Source organism: Paenibacillus sp. FSL L8-0470, from assembly GCF_038008625.1.
GTDB lineage: Bacteria > Bacillota > Bacilli > Paenibacillales > Paenibacillaceae > Paenibacillus_AQ.
The window spans coordinates 7,229,254-7,247,099 of the sequence record NZ_JBBOZM010000001.1; the positions used below are offsets into that span (position 1 = coordinate 7,229,254).

The following is a 17,846-nucleotide window of genomic DNA, read 5'->3' on the forward strand; positions in this document are numbered from 1 at the left end:
CACACCGAATAGGATTAGGCAAGAATTGGACGGGATTGGTCTACCTGCTTCCATCGAATTTTACTTAAAATGTACTTGCAAGGCCAATAGATCAAAGAAAGAAGGATTGAGCTATGAGCTTGGAAGGAAGAATGGAGAACAAAGTCGTCGTCATCACGGGTGCAAGTAGCGGAATTGGAGAAGCGACAGCACTGTTGCTTGCCGGGCGCGGAGCAAAGGTCGTGCTTGGGGCGCGCGGAGTTGATCGCCTTGAAGCATTGGCGACAAACATTACGAATAGAGGCGGCGAAGCTATTTATGCAAGCACTGACGTGAGACGGCGCGAGGATCTGTGCAGACTTGTTACATTGGCTTGCGAACGGTTCGGGAAGCTTGATGTTCTCGTCAGCAATGCTGGCGTTATGCCTATTTCCCCTCTCGATGATCTGCGCGTAGAAGATTGGGAGGACATGATTGACGTCAACATTAAAGGCGTTTTGTATGGCATTGCAGCAGCGTTGCCTGTTTTTCGCAAACAAGGCTTCGGGCATTTCGTGAACACTGCTTCTACAGCAGGACATAAGACCGTGCCGAACCAGTCGGTCTACTCCGGAACAAAATTCGCCGTACGCGCCATCTCGGAGGGACTGCGCCAAGAGGCTGGCGATAAGCTGCGTGTAACCATCATTTCGCCCGGTATTGTACAGACTAATTTCACGGAGGGCATGACAGACCCGGCATTGAGAGACCAACTCGCCGCCATCCGGGATAAAATGGCGATGACGCCAGACGCGGTAGCCCGCGCAATTGCATACGCAATAGAACAACCGGATGATATCGATGTGAACGAGATCGTGCTCCGTCCCACCGCCCAAGTGTAACGCAAATAGATATGGGTACCTATTCCCCTGGTTTCAATACGAAGGGGGTGTCCCAGAAGCCATCAAATGGCTTGGTACACCCCCTTTAAGTTCCCGATTACTTCCAGATCTCTTCGGTGGAATTTTCAACGCCGCATTGCGGGTTCAGGCAAATACGCTTCAGATCTAAGTAGCTATTCCGGCTGAGTATCCCCGTTATCTTCCAAATTTACTATGACACCATTGTTCTCCAGCTCTTGGATAACCTGCTCCGCTTGCTCATTCAGCGGGTTGTTTGCCAAAGATACTTCTTGTAATTGGGGCAACGTTTCGAGCACTTCAATATCCTGGATGAGGTTATCGTCTAGATAGAGATGTTCCAAGGTTGGATGATTTCGTAACGGCGTCAAATCTTGAATTTTATTTCCGCTCAGTAAGAGCCATTCTAACTTCAATTTCTTAATGGGACTTAGGTCTTCCACCTGATTGTTGCTGGCAAGAAGATCGGTCAGCTTATTTAGATTTTTTAACGGCACTAGACTTTTTATCATGTTACCGTCAACAACCAGCTTCTCTAGAGAACTTAACCCGGAAATCGGTGAAAGATCAGTAATCTGATTCTCCTCAACTGCTAAGAACGTTAACTTTTTCAACTTGCTTAGCGGTTTAATATTCTTTATCTTTTGGCCGGGCAGAAATATGCTCTCCATGTTAACCGCATATTCAAGACCTTGTAAACTGGTGATTTTAGCCTTAGATTCGCTAGGATACAAAGATTCCAACTTCTTCAAATCAACTGCCTTCAGCTCTTTCTTAGCCGGCAGCTCTAATTCCGCGCGAACGGCTTTCGCCAAAACCGGGTCCGTAATGACGGATGCGGCCCAAATGGATGTTGCCGGTAAGAATACGAGAACCAAACAAATCACGATGATATTTTTCATTAGCTTAGTAGGCATATACATTCTCCTTTTCAAGCACATTGAATAAGTGCCATTCCTTACCTTTATCGGATTTCACTGCAGAAATGTTCAGCTTAACCTGTTGAATTCAATCAAAAATTAAAATCAACACCGAAAAAATGCCCTAAAACTATATCAGATAGTCATAGGGCATTCGCGCTAAATTTAAAGAAATATGAAAGCTTATCTTGTCATTAAATCTCTCGTCCGACATTGGTGTCCGTTCTATACATTTTCCCTGCTTCAATAGGACTTTCTTTTGCTGTCATATGGTGCGGGATTACCCGGTAAACTTGAACCGGTCCGCCGAATACAGCCGACCTATACTTGTCCACATGCTGCTTGGACAAGGGGCGGTTATAATAGGCGGGTACGTATTTATTGATCAATCCCTGAAGTACATGAGTGGCTTCGTCCAAATCTGTGATCGGCTCTGCTTGTCCAAATATCATTACGCTCATATAAGCCGTATCCGTTTTAGCAGGTACCGGATCCGTAATGGTCCCGTATTCCTCACATACCGTAAAACACACCTCTGGATTTTTGCTCATGACCTGATTACGTCTTCCATCGCCAGCCCCGTGAACATAGAGCTTCCCCTCAGACCATACATAGTTTAGCGGTACAACATAGGGGAGGTGCCCATCAACCAACCCAAGATATCCTATTCTCGCTTGCTGCAGGAAGCTTTCAATTTTCTCCTGATCCTTGCATTCCCTGGTCTTGTAACGAACTGGATCCATTTCGAAACCTCTCCTTTCACTCATGAGACATTCATCCCACTCCAATAGTTTGAACTCCGATACTCTTCTAGAGTGCGGCAACGACTCAGATTGCAAATACCAGCGTTATTACGGTAGTATATCAGTGAATGGAGTGCCTTTTAAGATCCAAACATTAAGGTTATGAGCAATCCATAACTACTTAATATTTTATGATTGGAGCTACTATTTGGAGGTATACACGATGATGAAAGTAATTCGTAATGATAAGAGACCGATCTGGCAGCAATTGCTTGATCAAGCCATTCATAATATTACAAGTGGAATCTGGGCTCCAGGAGAACTGCTGATTCCTTCCCGCGAACTCGCTCACCAGATAGGCGTTTCTCGCTCAACTATACAGATCGTCTATGAGGAATTGCTAAGCCGAGGCTATACGGTTACATCCCGAAGAGGAGGAACGCGGGTTAGTAAATGGAATCAAATTACTGGGTCAACGAAGGAAATCATAGCAAATGGCCCTCTGCCTCCCTCACTTCCCTTGTTGAACTCAGCGGTCGATCAATTACAGGACTGGTTCAGAGGCAAAGAACATGGAGAAGCGGATATTGATTTTAGTCCCCACGAACCTTATTTGGATGGACATTTTCAAAAGAACTGGCGGCAATCGTTTCTCCACGCATCCGCTGCAATGGACTTATCAAGCTGGGCTTACGGCAACCCCTATGGTTTCACACCATTACGTGAGCAAATTCAGCGTTATTTATCACTTGAACGAGGTATCCATATCCAAACAAATCAGATTCTGTTGACCTCTGGAGCTCAGCATAGCATTGACTTAATCGCACAATCGCTTTTATCTGATGGGGACACTGTCTGTGTAGAAGATCCCGGTTTTCCAGCTTCCTGGATGGCGATGAACTATCGGCGTATGAATGTGGTGCCCGTTCCCGTTGATGCGCACGGTCTTGTGGTTGACCGTATTCATCCACAATCCAAACTGATCTTTACGACTCCTTCGCACCAGTGCGCAGTCGGGGTTGTTATGTCAGAGCCGCGCAGGCAACAACTGCTGCATAAGGCCGCGCAAGAACAATTTTGGATCATTGAGGACGATTATGACAGTGAATTTCGATATCGTGGGGACCCGCTTCCAACGCTCTTTAGTCAGGCATCTAATAATACCTTGTACCTCATGAGTTTTTCTAAAATGATTGCTCCAGGCATTCGTATTTCGGCTATCGTTGGATCTGCCCGGGCAATTGCTCAACTAGCCAGGGTACAGGAGCTGACTTACCGTCATCTTCCGATTATGGATCAGCTAACACTAACCCACTTCATTAAGAATGGACATTTTATGCGCCATATGCGAAGAGTCAGAAATGTGTACCGGCGAAGACACGAAGCTATGACAAAGGCTATTATGGCTAGCGGTTTAGGGGAACGCTTCACACTAAGTGGAGTAGAAACAGGATTGCATATGTTACTTGAAGCTGAAGAATCATACGACGAAGAAACCGTGACAAAGTTAGCCCTTCAACAGGGAATACGTGTATACCCTCTTGGACCTTATTGTCTGGAAAGCAAAAGGAAGGGATGGGTGTTGGGGTTTGCAAAAGTAGATGAAGCATCGATTGAGCAGGGAATCCATCGTCTTGCGGAGCTGATTTTATAGGGTCATGTTCACAATTCCCAGCCTTCTGAGTGTATTCATGAACGTTAGGCTGACAATTCGGTGCCGGGGCGCTTGAAAAGTCAGTCTTTTTATTGATTTACCTTGTAGAGTTGACCGGCACGTTATAATACTCTCCTAATCTCGTCCCGTCAAGAGATAATGTGTGAATGAGCGGCGTAGCGGGGATTCCCCCCTTTTACTTTCGAAATATAGATGAATTTCCGAATATGGAGAGCGATATCACTTTTTCCAATTCATCCGATTTCACGTAAAATTTTCTTCAGGTTGTTGGGGAAAAGGAGAATCTGCATGCACAAAGTGATTAAAATTAAATTCACGCTTTTTCACGGTGAAGTGCCTGAAGCAAATTGTGACGGATACATGGAGTTGAATCGGGATGGTCATATGATCGCGCTCTACAATAGGTATGGCGAGGAAATAGACATGTATGGCGGACATGAATTTGTCAGGGTGCGGACGCTTGGCAAATTCGATAACGAAGACCGCGATAATTTTTACTCCTTGTTAGAAAGTGATGGTGTGGGATAATCTGCACGACAGGCTGGCGGTTCATTACTAGGCAAGTTTGGGCCACCCTTTAGCAGATGGCCCTTTCTTCCGCCCAGAGAATTATAAAATGATGCTCCAATCCTACGCATACAGCCAAACCCCCGCCACCGTCATCAGCCCGGGCAGCGCCGCCTCGTCCACCTCCACGTTGTCGTACCAGCCGCCCACAGCCAGATTAAGCAGCAGATAGAAGGGCTGGTCAAACGGCATACCCGGCTCCAGCTGGCGCTGCGCGAAGCAGTACCCGTCTACCAGCCAGCGAATAGAACCCGCATCCCATTCCAGCGTATAATCGCGGAACTCATTAATGGTTCCGTCTTCAAGCTCGTGGGTGAATTCCTCAACCACTTTGCTGTCAAGGTCCTTTCCGTAGTGCAGCGTGCCGGCAATCTGCCGGGGCAGGCGGCCCTTGGCCTCCAGAATGTCGAGCTCTCCCGAGGCTGGCCAAGGCCCGTATGCCAGATTCTGCGGCAGCAGCCAGATGGCAGGCCATAGACCTTGCCCTACCGGCAGCTTGGCGCGTATGACAAGCTTACCGTAGCAGAAAGAGAAGTGATTCCTTGTATCCAAACGGGCCGACGTATACGCAAAGCTCCGCCCCTCCTGCTGGGCTTTTTCAAGGCACGCTCGCAGGTTTAAGCCGTACTCATCGAAATAGAGATTGTTCGGGTGATCCGTATAGAACTGCTGCTCGCCGTTTCCCCAGCCGGCATAGATGGGATTGTCGTTATCATCAAGCAGATCGTTGCCTATACGGATGTTCCAGAGACTCAAATCACCTCCGCCGTTCACAAAATCCTGCTCCCATATCAGCTTACTCATCCATGACACGCTCCTTTCCATTTAATCACAGCATAATGCATTTCAGCGCCCGGTCCGAATGAATCCAAAAAAATGGGATAGGGTCAAAAATCATGCCCCTTTTTTTCCTGGGTCTTTTTTCTTACGATGAAGAGGAAAGGGGGGACACGAGACATGTTTCAATTCCAAACGAAACAAATGAAAGCGTTTTTTAGACAGTGGCAGATGCAAAGTATGGTCATTCCGGGAATCATCTGGATGTTGATCTTTTGTTATTTTCCGATGCTGTGGCTCATTATCGGCTTTATGGACTATAGTATCGCGAAGCCTATGCTGGAGTCGCCGTTTGTCGGGCTGAAGCACTTTCAGGATTTTGTGACGGACGACCGGTTCTGGCGTTCGATCCGCAATACGCTGGGGATGAGCAGCATCAAGCTTGTGCTGGGATTTCCGATTCCGATTTTGTTTGCTCTGCTGCTGGGCGAAATCCGCAGCCTGCGCTTTAAGCGCACCGTGCAGACCATTTCGTACCTGCCGCACTTTATCGCCTGGACGATCTTCGGCGGCATCGCGCTCAACTGGCTGGGTGAAGGCGGTGTGGTCAACCAGCTGATGATGACACTCGGACTGCAGAACCGCGAAATTCTCTTTAACAGCGACCCGAAATATTTCTGGTGGATTACCTTTTTTACCGATACGCTGAAGGAAACAGGCTGGAGCGCCATCATCTATATCGCGGCTATATCCGGCATCGATCCTGGTCTGTACGAGGCCGCGGAGCTTGACGGAGCGGGACGCTGGCAGCGCATGTGGCACATTACCGTGCAGAGCATCCGTCCGACCATCGCTATTCTGTTCATCCTCGCCGTCAGCGGCATTCTCGGCAGTAACTTTGAGCAGATCTTTATGTTAAAAAACAATATGAACATGAAGATGGCCGAGAGTCTCGATCTCTATATCTATAACATGGGACTTGTGTCGGGGCGCCATTCTTTCTCAACAGCCGTTTTATTTGCCCGTTCCATCGTGGCGCTGGGGCTGCTGTTTATGGCGAACCAGACATCCAAAAAATTGACTGGCGACGGCATTTTCTAGAAAGGGGGCCATCCGGTGAAAAGACGCTCAGGACTAAGGGGCATCGGAGTATTTGAGGTCTGCAACACCCTCCTGATGCTGGGGGTATGCTTTCTGACGCTGTACCCGATGTGGTTCGTGCTTATTAACTCGCTTAACGCGCCGGAGCAGGCGTTGCTGGGCACCGTCAACTGGTTCCCGGAGCAGTTCTCGCTGGCCAGCTACAGCGTCGTATTTAACGACAAGACAATGATGAACGGGTTCGTAATTACGACCCTGCGTACCGTAATCGGGTCGGCTGCGCATGTCTTTTTTACCGCCATAATAGCTTACGGCATGAGCAAGACAACGCTGATCGGCCGCAAGCTGTATATGAAAATTGCCCTGATTACCATGCTCTTCTCAGGCGGACTCATTCCAACGTTTATCCTGATGACGAAGCTGGGCCTGTACGACAACTTCTGGGTATTTGTCATTCCCGGCATGTACAGCTTTTTCAATATGGTCATCTTTATGAGCTTTTTCCGCACCATCCCGGATAGTCTTGAGGAATCGGCCAAGGTGGACGGGGCATCAGATTACGGCGTGCTGTTCCGGATTGTACTGCCTAACAGCATGGCTGTAATTGCTACTATCTCGCTGTTCTCCGCAGTTTATCACTGGAACGATTATTATCAGGGCGTTATCTATATCCGCTCGCAGGAGATTCTGCCTTTGCAGACCATTTTGTACAAAATCATTGCCGAAAATTCCATGTCCTTCATGCAGCAGCAGGCAATGGCCCAGTTCGGGGCAAGGCTGCCCGGCAACTCCATAAAGTTCGCCTCCATGATGGTGGCTACCCTGCCGATTCTGGTGTTCTATCCCTTCATTCAGCGTTATCTGGTCAAAGGGGTCATGATCGGCGCTATCAAGGGGTAAACCGGATTCCCTAATCAGTAACCTACAAAAACTGAAAGGATGATCTTCTTATGAAGCATAAACCCGTTAAAAGAAGTCTGACTATAATGCTGACCTTGATGCTGTCGCTGGCTCTGGCTGCGTGCAGCGGCAATTCCGGCAATAATGAAAGTGCCCCGACTGCGCAGCCGGCAGACTCCACACAAGCGCCGCAGAACGAAGCAACGCTGAATCCCGATGAGCCCGCATGGAAACTGGACACGAGTCCAATCGATTTAACCTGGTTCGTTGGTGCCAACTGGTACGCCCACTCCTGGGGCGAAAGCTTGACCTCTAAGTACATTACAGAGAAAACAGGCGTCAATGTTAAGCTCGAAGTCCCTTCCGGCGAAGCGAACGAGCATATCACCTTAATGATGACCTCCGGCCAGCTGCCGGACCTTATCTCCATGGGATCATGGGAAACCGCTGTCAAAAAACTGTGGGAAGGCGACCATGTCTATGCCTTAAACGAACTGGCAGATCAGTATGACCCTTACTTCTACAAGGTGGCGGGCGACGGGACCCTGAAATGGTACCGGCAGGAAAACGGCAACACCTATGGCATTCCGAACGACTCCTACAGCCCGAATCTGATGCATGAAACGGGTATGACGGCGGCCAATCAGACGTTCCTTGTACGGAAGGACCTGTATGAAGAAATGGGCAGTCCAGACCTCAGCACCCCGGAGGGCTTTCTGAACGCGCTGCAACTGTTTAAAGATAAATATTCCAAATATAAGGGCCAGCCGATGAGCCCCTTCTTCGCCCAAGGCAATGTGCCATACGGCATGACTGAATATCTGCATAATCTGTTAGCTATACCGCACGAGAAGGACGGAAAAGTATATGACCGCGTAACCGATCCCGAATATATTGCCTGGCTGAAAACCTTCCGCACCGCTTACGAGCGCGGGCTGATCAACGTAGACTTCCTGGTGGATTCCGATACGCAGGTGGAGGAGAAAACGAATAACGCTCGCTATTTCATGATGATCCGCGAATGGTCCGGCATGACGGCCGTGAATCCGATGCTGGCTGCCGGCACCAATCCCGATTCGTATTATATCGCTGTGGATGGACCGCAGAACAGCAGCGGCGACAGCGCCAAGCTGTTCCCCGGCAATATGGACGGCTGGATGGTGACAATGATCAGCAAGTCGACCAAAAATCCGGAACGGGCCATCCGCTTCCTGACCTATCTCTCCAGCGAAGAAGGGCAGCACGATCTGTTCCTCGGCAAAGAAGGCGAAACATGGGAGACGGTGGATGGCAAGCCTCAGCTCAAGGCTGATATGCTGAACCTGATTGAGAGCGATATTGAGACGCTGGAGAAGCAGTATGGCGTGCTCGATACGTACTGGATGATGCGTAACCCGGTTATCGTTAACCAGTGGAGACCGGAGAAAGCACCTGTAATCAAGCAGATGGAGGACTTCGCCAACGCTCAGGCCGATATTGACAGCGGCATTTACAAGGGGCTGGACCCGCTGGGTGATTCCGAGGTTGCAGTAGCCTGGTCACGGATTTCACAGAACTGGGAGGAAGTGCTGCCGGAGCTGATTACAGCCAAGGATGAGGCTGCGTTTGACAAAATCTTCGCAAGCTTCCTTGAGCGCCGTGACAGTTACGGCTTCCAGCAGGTAATGGAGTTCCGCCAGGCCGAGCTGGATGTGCGGAAAGCGAAAATGGCCGATTAACAGCACTGCCGGCTGCCTGAGGGCAGCCGGTCTTGCCTGCTTACGCAGGGGTTTCAGCAAGTTCGCTCATTCTCCTGTTTACCTGCCTGAAGGTTTGTAATCCATGGTATATTACAAATGTAGGGAGGTATGGGAATGAAGGCTGTATGGATGAAAATAAGGAAGCTTTACCGCAATTCCCGTATATCGCAAAAATTATTTCTGGCTTTCAGCCTGATGATTGCCATCCCTGCCATTGTGGTATCCTTCCTGTTTATCCGGGCGCAGGAAACCCAGCTCTACAAGGACGCCATGGCCACCGGCAGCAGCCACGTCTCGCGCCTGGAGGAACAGCTGCGCAGCCGCATGGATATACTTGAGAACGCTTCCTCAACAGCTCTTACACAGAAAGCATTTGTTGACTTCATTCATTCCGATATGCGGGCCGACGGTCTGCGGCTCGTCAAGTTCAGGCAGAATCAATACGAGCAAATGCATAATATTATTCAAAGCTACGACATGGTTAGCGAGCTAAGCTTCTATGTCGATAACCCGAACCTGTACGAGATCTGGCCGGAAATCTATCATTACGACCGGTTCTGGCCGCAGGACTACTGGATGTCACTGCGTGAAGAGAACGGAGCCGCTTACCGCTTGTTCTCCCTTCAGGACGGGGAGCATACGTTATCCTACTACAGATTGGTGCGCCTTCAGGGACAACAGTACAAGCGGCCTACCCTCATGGAAATCCGGACCCGGCACAGCGTCTTTTTCAGCAATCTTTTGGAGGAGGAGACAGGTGGTAATTTCTTCTCCGTTGTAATGGATGGAACCATTCCTTCACGCCATATTTATAATACCTCTCATGCTTTTGCCCTGGACGCAGGCGGGCAGCTGAATGATATCCTTACCCGCGTTCACGGGCAACTCGATGTACTGCAGCATAACAATCCCGTCGAGGTCCGGGCCGGTGATCAGACCTACTATGCGCTATACCGTTACATCGCGCCGCTGGATGCCTATGTCATTGATATCGCTTCCCGCCATGATCTGATGAAGGGGCCGCGAAGCTGGTACCTGCTCGTCGTGGCCATTACATCCTGCGTGCTGCTGATGATGCTGCTGTTAGTTTCATATATGACCCGGCGCATTTTCCGCCGTCTGGAGATGGTACTGGCTTCCATGCGCAAGGTGCGCAGAGGCCAGCTTGATGCCAAGATCCATACAGGTCTTGGAGACAATGAACCCGGTGATGAAATCGACTATGTCGCCGTCAGCTACAACAACATGCTTGATGAAATCCAGCGCCTGATGACCCAGGTCATTGATAAGCAGCTGATCGCCAAAAACGCACAGCTCCATTCACTCCATTCGCAGATTAATTCCCACTTCCTGTACAACGCACTGGAGTCGATCCGGATGCATGCGGAAGTGGAGCGGCAGCCGGCTATCGCCGGGGCGTTGGTGTCACTCGGTTCGCTGCTGCGTTACAGCATGCAGTGGCGGGGCGATACCGTCAGTCTCGGGGATGAGTTAGCCAATATTCAGAGCTATATCCGCTTCATTAACTTTATGGAAGGCAGCAGCTTCGAGCTGCAGGCGGACCTTCTGCCTGAAGTGCTGCGCTACCCCATTCCGAAAATGTGCATGCAGCCCATTGTGGAGAACGCCGTGCATCATGCGGCACCCCCGGGAGGCAGCGTGAGCATCGAAATTAACGTAACCGTAGAGAACAACCTCATGCTTCTGATCGAAATCCGCGACAACGGAGCCGGCATCAATTCTCAGACGCTCAGCACTCTGCAAGAGGCGCTGGAGGATGAGTCGGATAACCCGATTGTCGCCAGCCAAAATGGCCTAGGATTAGAGAATGTGCACAAACGGCTGCAGCTGCACTACGGCAAGGGCAGCGGCCTTTCCATTGATAGCATACCGGGCGCCTATACATGCGTCACGATACGGTTGCCTTGGGAACAAGTCAATCTGGGGGGATGGTAAAAGTTGATCAATATGCTGATTGTGGACGATCAGAAGCATATCCGCGACGGCCTGCAGGCTATGGTGCGCCAATTCCCGCTCCAGCCGGACAGCATTTACTGCGCAGGGAATGGCATTGAAGCGCTGCAGCTGCTTCGCCAGAACAGCATCCAGCTCGTCATTACCGATATCCGCATGCCCGATATGGACGGACTGACGCTGATGGCGCACGCACGGGAAGAGCACATCACAGCTGATTACCTGATCATTAGCGGATACGGCGATTTCGCTTACGCCCAGAAGGCGATCGAACTGGGGGCGAAGGGCTATTTGCTCAAGCCGGTGAACCGCGAGGATCTGCAAGCCTCGGTTGAGCATGTGTGGCAGGAAATCCGGACCCGGCAGACGCTTTCGCACAACATGGAGCAGCTATCCCGGCTCGCCCGGGAGACGGACCGCAAGGAACTCAGCCTATACATGCAGGGCTCGGCAAGCGATGAAGTGTGGGTGGGCGAGACGGAGCAGCAAAATGCGGAGCTATGGCGCAGCTACCGGCTCTGCCTGCTGCGCGAGGAGCGGCGGATTAACCAGCCGTGTGTAAGCAGCGCCCACAGCATGGAATCCATCGCCTACCGCGTGTATGGCAGTGAGGGCTGCATCTGCCTTCAGCACCGGCCGCACCTGATATTAGCCGTTGATGCCTCTGTTCCTACCGGCAAGCTGCCCGCCGCTCTCAAGACCGCACAGATTAGCGCTACAGCCGTCATGACCGGGCCGCAGCAAGGGTTAAAGACGCTTCCCTGCGCCTACACCGAGGTCCAGGAGTTATACCGGCACAGCTATTTATTCCCCGAGCTGCGCTGCATGCTGCCGGAGAACATCGCGGGGCTTATGCAGCAGTGGCAGCTTCCCCATGAAGAGCTGTACGCTTTGTTCCGTTTCATTGGAGCTAACAACGACGGCAAAATCGCCGAGGGCATTTCGATGCTTTTTCACAAAGATGTGCTGCAGCGTTATCACATTCAATATACCGACCGGTTATGCCGGGCTGTGGTGCAGATGCTGGAGGAGTACGAGTGGGTGATACGCCCTTACATGGGGGAGGATGCGCTCGATATTGAATCGCTGCGTAACCTGTATGACTATCCTGGTATCCGTGATTATATTCAGGCGCTGCAGCATCAGATGCTGCGTCTCAACCATTTCTATTACGAGTTTAAGTGCAGCTACCGTAACTCACAGGACCTGAACGAAGCGATCCGCTTCATCCACGAAAATTACCACAAGCCGCTTGATCTCGCCATGGTTTCCAACCATGTATCGCTGAACTACGCTTATTTCTCCAACCTGTTCAAAAAGAATGTCGGTAAAGGATTTGCCGAATACTTGCGTGATGTGCGGCTGGATAAAGCCCGGCGGCTGCTGGCCGAGACGGAATATAAAATCGTCGAGATCACGCCGCTGGTCGGGTATGAAAGCTACAAAAGCTTCACCCGGGCCTTCCGCGAAGTGATGGGCATGCAGCCCACGGAATACAGACAGATGATCCGGCGGAAATAAGTGTACCGATCCCCCTTTATGGGGGATTTTTGGGGTTCATCCTGTCTAAAACTAAAATAATGGGACTTCATATAAAATCCTGTACCTTTAACCGAATTATTCCATTAGTTAGAATATAGATGTATTAATCTGAAAGCGTTTTCTATTGTGCCAAACGATTCTAAAGGAGGGCAAGTATGAAACGAATGTACAAAGCTGAGATTAGGTTTACACGCAAAGTATGGGGCCTGTTCCTCGCGCTGGTGATGTTGTCGGGCATCGGATTGTTACCAGCTTCCAGGGTTCAGGCGGCAGGCAGTACTGTAACGTCCATGGCTTATTTCTCAGCGGCAGACGGGCCGGTCATCTCCAAATCCGGAGTGGGGCAAGCCAGCTTTGGGTTTGTTATGCCGGTCTTTAATGGAGGTTCCGCCAGCTGGAACGACGTTTCCGGCGATGTAGGCGTTAAGGTGAAGAAAAGTGGCAATTGGGTAGACATCGACAGCGCAGGCGGTTATGTCTATAACCAGAACTGGGGACACTGGAGCGACGGCGGCGCGAATGGCTACTGGTTTACGCTAACTGCTACCACAGAAATTCAGCTATACTCCAAAGCCAATAGCGGAGTTACACTGGATTACACGCTTGTGTTCCAGAACGTTAACACCACTACCATCACGTCAATGACGCCGACGCAAGGACCGGCACTTACGGCGGGCTTCACCGGCAGCGCAGGTTTTACGTATCCCGTCTTCAACAACAATCCGGGCCTCATCTATGATGCGGTAGCTCACGATCTCAAGCTGTCCGTCAAGCCTGTTGGCAGCACCCAGTGGGTTAACATCGACAACAATGCGGCCAGCGGCTGGATCTATGACAGCAATTTCGGCCAGTTTACTGAAGGGGGCGGAGGTTACTGGTTTAAGGTAACAGAATCAATCAACGTCAAGCTGGAGTCGAAGACCTCTTCCGCCAGCCTCATCTACACCATTACCTTCAATCAGCCTGTCCGCAATTCGTTCGTCCTCTCCGCTTACGACGGCACCACCTACACAGCGGACAAGAGCGGCGCCATCGGCTTCCCGTTACCTAAGATTGACGGAGGCGCGCCGATTGGCAGCGAACTAGGCAACTTCGTGTATCAGATTAAAATAGGCGGGCAATGGGTCGATCTCAGCAGCTCCGGCCAGAGCAGATTCGTCTACTCGGGCAACGGATACAATAACATGTCCGCCGCCAACCAGTGGGGATACTGGGCAGACTACGTCTACGGCCTCTGGTTCCAGCCGATTCAGGAGAACATGGAAATCCGTATCGGCTACCCGTTAAACGGGCAGTCCGGCGGAAACGTCGGCAGCAACTATGTGTATTACAACTTCATCGGCAACCCCAATGCGCCGCGTCCCGATGAAACCGACCATGGAGACATTGTGATCGGGACGCCAAGTGATCCAGCCATCGCCGGCATGAACCTCATCTGGCAGGATGAATTCAGCGGCACCGAACTCGATACAAGCAAATGGAATTATGAAACAGGCTATTACATCAGCGATGATCCCAACAGCTGGGGCTGGGGCAATGCAGAGATGCAGCACTACACGAACAGCACACAGAACGTATTCGTGACTGGCGGACAGCTGAACATCCGGGCCTTGAACGATCACCGTTCGTTCCCGCAGGACCCGAACCGGTACGCAGAGTATTCCTCCGGCAAAATCAACACCAAGAATCATATGTCCCTTGAGTACGGCCGGGTGGACATCCGCGCCAAGCTGCCTACCGGCGACGGTATCTGGCCGGCGCTCTGGATGCTGCCGGAGAATTCCGTGTACGGAGCCTGGGCTGCATCCGGCGAAATCGACATCATGGAAGCCAAAGGGCGGCTGCCCGGCACCACCAGCGGGGCTATCCACTTCGGCGGCCAATGGCCGGTGAACCGCTATATCGCCGGTGAGTATCACTTCCCGCAAGGGCAAACGTTCGCGAACGATTACCACGTCTATTCTATGGTGTGGGAAGATGACAACATCAAATGGTATGTAGACGGCAAATTCTTCTTCAAAGTAAGCCGTCAGCAATGGTATTCTGTCGCCGCGCCGAACAATCCCGACGCACCGTTCGATCAGCCGTTCTACCTCATCATGAACCTGGCAGTCGGCGGCCATTTCGACGGGGGACGCATACCGGACCCATCCAGTATCCCGGCTACAATGCAGCTAGACTATGTGCGGGTATACAAAGAAGGCACGGGCGGCGAAAATCCCGGCAACGTTCCAGTTAGCGGCGTCACCGTCACACCGTCCTCTTCCCAAGTAGAGGTAGGCAAGAGCGTCCAGTTAACTGCGGGCGTAGCGCCTTCGAATGCTACCAACAAAGTAGTCAACTGGTCGGTCTCTAGTCCCGGCATCGCCTCCGTCAACGCAACCGGCAGCGTAGCCGGCCTCGCGCCGGGCGTTGTCACCGTAACAGCCACAACCGCTGACGGCAGCAAAACGGCTGCCAGCACTATCACTGTCGTCACGCCGTCACCCGGCACCGTCGTCATCGGTGACAGCGTGCGCGGCCTGAAGAAGACCGCCAACAACCTGCAATTCTACGTTAACGGCGCGACCTTCGCCGACCTGCATTACAAGATCAATGGCGGCGGCCAGATCAACGTCGCCATGACCTCTACAGGGAACGGCAACTTCACCTACCCGCTCCTCAACCTGCAGCAAGGAGATACAGTGGAATACTCCTTCACCTACAACCCAGGTCAGGGAGCGCTCGACACGCCTTGGCAGACGTATGTGCATGGATTGACACAGGGAGTTCCGGAGTAGGGATTATGGCGGAATGAGTGATTAAGCGGAATGCAAATAACCAAGCAATGCCCCTGGGGCAATGCTTGGTTGTTTTTATACTTGTAAACCTAATCGGTTAGCTAATCCTCTTGCAAATTCCTTTTGTGCGTCCAAGTTTAATTCACTATACACTCTAGCCGTGTGTTCCTGTGCTTTTTCCATGACTGAATGTTCACTGTTGCTGGAAAAGTCAAAGGCAAATTGATCGTCATTTCTTTACTACTCAGTGCAATGAATCAACGCACCTGATCTAGCAATTGATAGGCTTCTGCCTTCGTTTTTACCGCCAACAGTTTTTCCCTGAAGTCATCATCCATCAGCTTTCGGGACAGCATTTGTAAGACTTTCAGATGAGCGTTTCCTTTACTGTTGCGTGGCACTGCAATCATAAAGATCAGTTTGGCTTCACTTCCGTCCAGGCTCTTCCAGTCTACTCCGTTCTGCTTGATGCCAAAGACAACACTTGGCTTCAGTACAGCGTCCGATTTGCCGTGCGGAATGGCAATATTCATACCTATGCCTGTCGAGCTTTCTTCTTCCCGAGCCCATATAGCCTCTTTAAAATCACGGGTTGAACTTACCGCTCCGACGCTATCCAATGTTCCAATCATTTCGTCGATAATCGCATCCTGAGTATCCCCGTCCAGATCTAAATCAATTAAATCGGGCGTAAGGATATCGGTTAATTTCTCAATGTGGAAGACTGGCACTTCTTCAATAATCTGATCCTTTATCTGTACAGATGCTGACACAGCTGTAGCAGTTCTCCCACCAGTCACAACTGAATGTTCAAGATCCGCTTCTCCCGCGATATCCAGAGTCCCTGTTACAACATCCTTTTTCAACATACTGATCATAAGAGCTGTTACTATTGAGCCGACAATAATAGCAATAAAAAACATCAAAACATTGTCAACAGCACCAAGAACAGCTACAATAGGTCCACCATGGGCAACTCTATCACCAACATGGCCAACCATCGCAATCACCGAACCTACCATCGAACCTACCACGACACTTGGAATGACACGTAGTGGATCTTGTGCAGCAAACGGAATCGCACCTTCTGTGATACCAAATAAGCCCATTGTAAATGATGCTTTACCTGCTTCTTGTTCCGAAGGTTCGAATTTACGCTTGCGAATCATCGTTGCAAGTCCCGTACCAATAGGCGGGATACAAATAGCAGCAGCAATTGGACCCATTATTTCATAGTTTCCTTCACCGATCATGGCCGATCCGAATAGGAAGGCAACCTTGTTCACTGGACCGCCCATATCGAAGGAGATCATCGCACCTAGGATGAGAGCTAACAGAATCGAACTTGTACCTTGCATACCTACGAGCCATACCGTCAGGGATTCAAACACCTGTGCGATTGGAGAACCTATAACGAACACAAAAATCAGCCCTACAATCAAAGAGGTCAATACGGGTATAATAATGATTGGCATAATAGGCTTCAACGCCTTAGGGACCTTAATCTTCTTAATTCCGAGCGCTATATACCCTGCAAGGAAACCGGCGATAATCCCGCCAATAAATCCGGCTCCTGCTTCACTACCATAGAAACTTCCGTTAGCAGCGATGAACCCACCGACCATACCTGGAGCAAGACCAGGCCTGTCCGCAATACTCATTGCTATAAATCCGGCCAATATTGGTACCATGAAAGTAAATGATGCCGATCCAATATCCTGAATCGTCTTCCAGAATGAATCATCTGGAATTAATAGCCCCCCTGGGGTTTTCACTCCGCCTAGGGACACCGCTATAGCAATCAGCAATCCGCCGACCACGATAAACGGCACCATATAAGACACACCGTTCATCATATGGCGGTAAAATGAATTCTGTTTCGACTTCTTCTCTTTCTTGATATCATCAGCCGACCGTAATTGTGCCCGATGGACCGCCACATCACCGCTCATTATCTGTCTAATCAGATCCTCCGGATGGCGAATCCCTTCCTGTACCCCAACGACGAGTAGCTTTTTGCCGACGAAACGATCTTTGATCACCGTTTTATCCGCCGCGATAATGATGCCGTCTGCTTCACGGATATCCTTTTCGGTCAGCTCATTCTCCACTCCAATGGAACCCTGAGTTTCAACCTTCATCTCTATTCCCAGTTTATCAGCAGCCTTCTGAAGGTTCTCAGCCGCCATATAGGTATGTGCAATTCCATTTGGACATGAGGTAATCGCTAATATTTTCATGATCATTCTC

General features: G+C 50.4%; 13 protein-coding genes. 9 read left to right on the plus strand and 4 right to left on the minus strand.

Annotated features, from left to right (window positions below; translation table 11 throughout):
• Positions 1-113: 113 nt before the first annotated feature.
• A complete protein-coding gene (locus NST99_RS32975; protein ID WP_341097368.1) occupies positions 114-860 on the plus strand; it encodes an SDR family oxidoreductase in 747 nt (248 codons plus the stop codon).
• Between the two features lie 173 nt (positions 861-1,033).
• Here the strand turns inward: NST99_RS32975 and NST99_RS32980 are convergent, their stop codons facing one another.
• Together NST99_RS32980 and NST99_RS32985 are read right to left on the minus strand one after the other, a co-directional pair.
• Positions 1,034-1,795, minus strand: a complete 762-nt coding sequence (locus NST99_RS32980; protein ID WP_341097369.1) for a leucine-rich repeat domain-containing protein — start codon at positions 1,793-1,795, stop codon at positions 1,034-1,036.
• Positions 1,796-1,992: 197 nt separating this feature from the next.
• Positions 1,993-2,541, minus strand: a complete 549-nt coding sequence (locus NST99_RS32985; RefSeq protein WP_341097372.1) for a pyridoxamine 5'-phosphate oxidase family protein — start codon at positions 2,539-2,541, stop codon at positions 1,993-1,995.
• Positions 2,542-2,764: 223 nt separating this feature from the next.
• On the opposite strand from NST99_RS32985, the gene pdxR reads away from it, so the two are divergent.
• On the plus strand, positions 2,765-4,195 hold the full coding sequence (pdxR, locus tag NST99_RS32990; RefSeq protein ID WP_341097374.1) for a MocR-like pyridoxine biosynthesis transcription factor PdxR: 1,431 nt from the start codon (positions 2,765-2,767) through the stop codon (positions 4,193-4,195).
• A 309-nt stretch (positions 4,196-4,504) separates the two neighbouring features.
• Entirely contained in the window at positions 4,505-4,744 is a 240-nt protein-coding gene (locus tag NST99_RS32995; protein WP_341097376.1) for a hypothetical protein, read from the plus strand.
• A 102-nt stretch (positions 4,745-4,846) separates the two neighbouring features.
• Here NST99_RS32995 and NST99_RS33000 read toward each other — a convergent pair whose 3' ends face one another.
• Positions 4,847-5,587: a glycoside hydrolase family 16 protein gene (locus NST99_RS33000; RefSeq protein ID WP_341097378.1), complete on the minus strand. Its 741-nt coding sequence runs from the start codon at positions 5,585-5,587 to the stop codon at positions 4,847-4,849.
• Positions 5,588-5,740: 153 nt separating this feature from the next.
• On the opposite strand from NST99_RS33000, the gene NST99_RS33005 reads away from it, so the two are divergent.
• From NST99_RS33005 to NST99_RS33030, 6 genes are all read left to right on the plus strand, one after another.
• The gene (locus tag NST99_RS33005; protein ID WP_038598111.1) at positions 5,741-6,661 is read left to right on the plus strand and encodes an ABC transporter permease; all 921 of its coding nucleotides are present in this window, start codon (positions 5,741-5,743) and stop codon (positions 6,659-6,661) included.
• 75 nt (positions 6,662-6,736) lie between these two features.
• Positions 6,737-7,561: a carbohydrate ABC transporter permease gene (locus NST99_RS33010; protein WP_083675719.1), complete on the plus strand. Its 825-nt coding sequence runs from the start codon at positions 6,737-6,739 to the stop codon at positions 7,559-7,561.
• A gap of 50 nt (positions 7,562-7,611) precedes the next feature.
• Positions 7,612-9,279: an extracellular solute-binding protein gene (locus NST99_RS33015; RefSeq protein WP_341097380.1), complete on the plus strand. Its 1,668-nt coding sequence runs from the start codon at positions 7,612-7,614 to the stop codon at positions 9,277-9,279.
• Between the two features lie 135 nt (positions 9,280-9,414).
• Complete coding sequence (locus NST99_RS33020; RefSeq protein ID WP_341097381.1) at positions 9,415-11,256, plus strand: sensor histidine kinase; 1,842 nt, start codon at positions 9,415-9,417, stop codon at positions 11,254-11,256.
• Between the two features lie 12 nt (positions 11,257-11,268).
• Positions 11,269-12,795, plus strand: coding sequence for a response regulator (locus NST99_RS33025; protein WP_341097824.1), 1,527 nt, complete (start codon positions 11,269-11,271; stop codon positions 12,793-12,795).
• A 176-nt stretch (positions 12,796-12,971) separates the two neighbouring features.
• Positions 12,972-15,596, plus strand: a complete 2,625-nt coding sequence (locus NST99_RS33030; RefSeq protein WP_341097382.1) for a family 16 glycosylhydrolase — start codon at positions 12,972-12,974, stop codon at positions 15,594-15,596.
• Between the two features lie 257 nt (positions 15,597-15,853).
• On the opposite strand, the gene NST99_RS33035 is transcribed toward NST99_RS33030, so the two are convergent.
• Positions 15,854-17,836: a fructose-specific PTS transporter subunit EIIC gene (locus NST99_RS33035; RefSeq protein WP_341097383.1), complete on the minus strand. Its 1,983-nt coding sequence runs from the start codon at positions 17,834-17,836 to the stop codon at positions 15,854-15,856.
• Between the last annotated feature and the right edge of the window lie 10 nt (positions 17,837-17,846).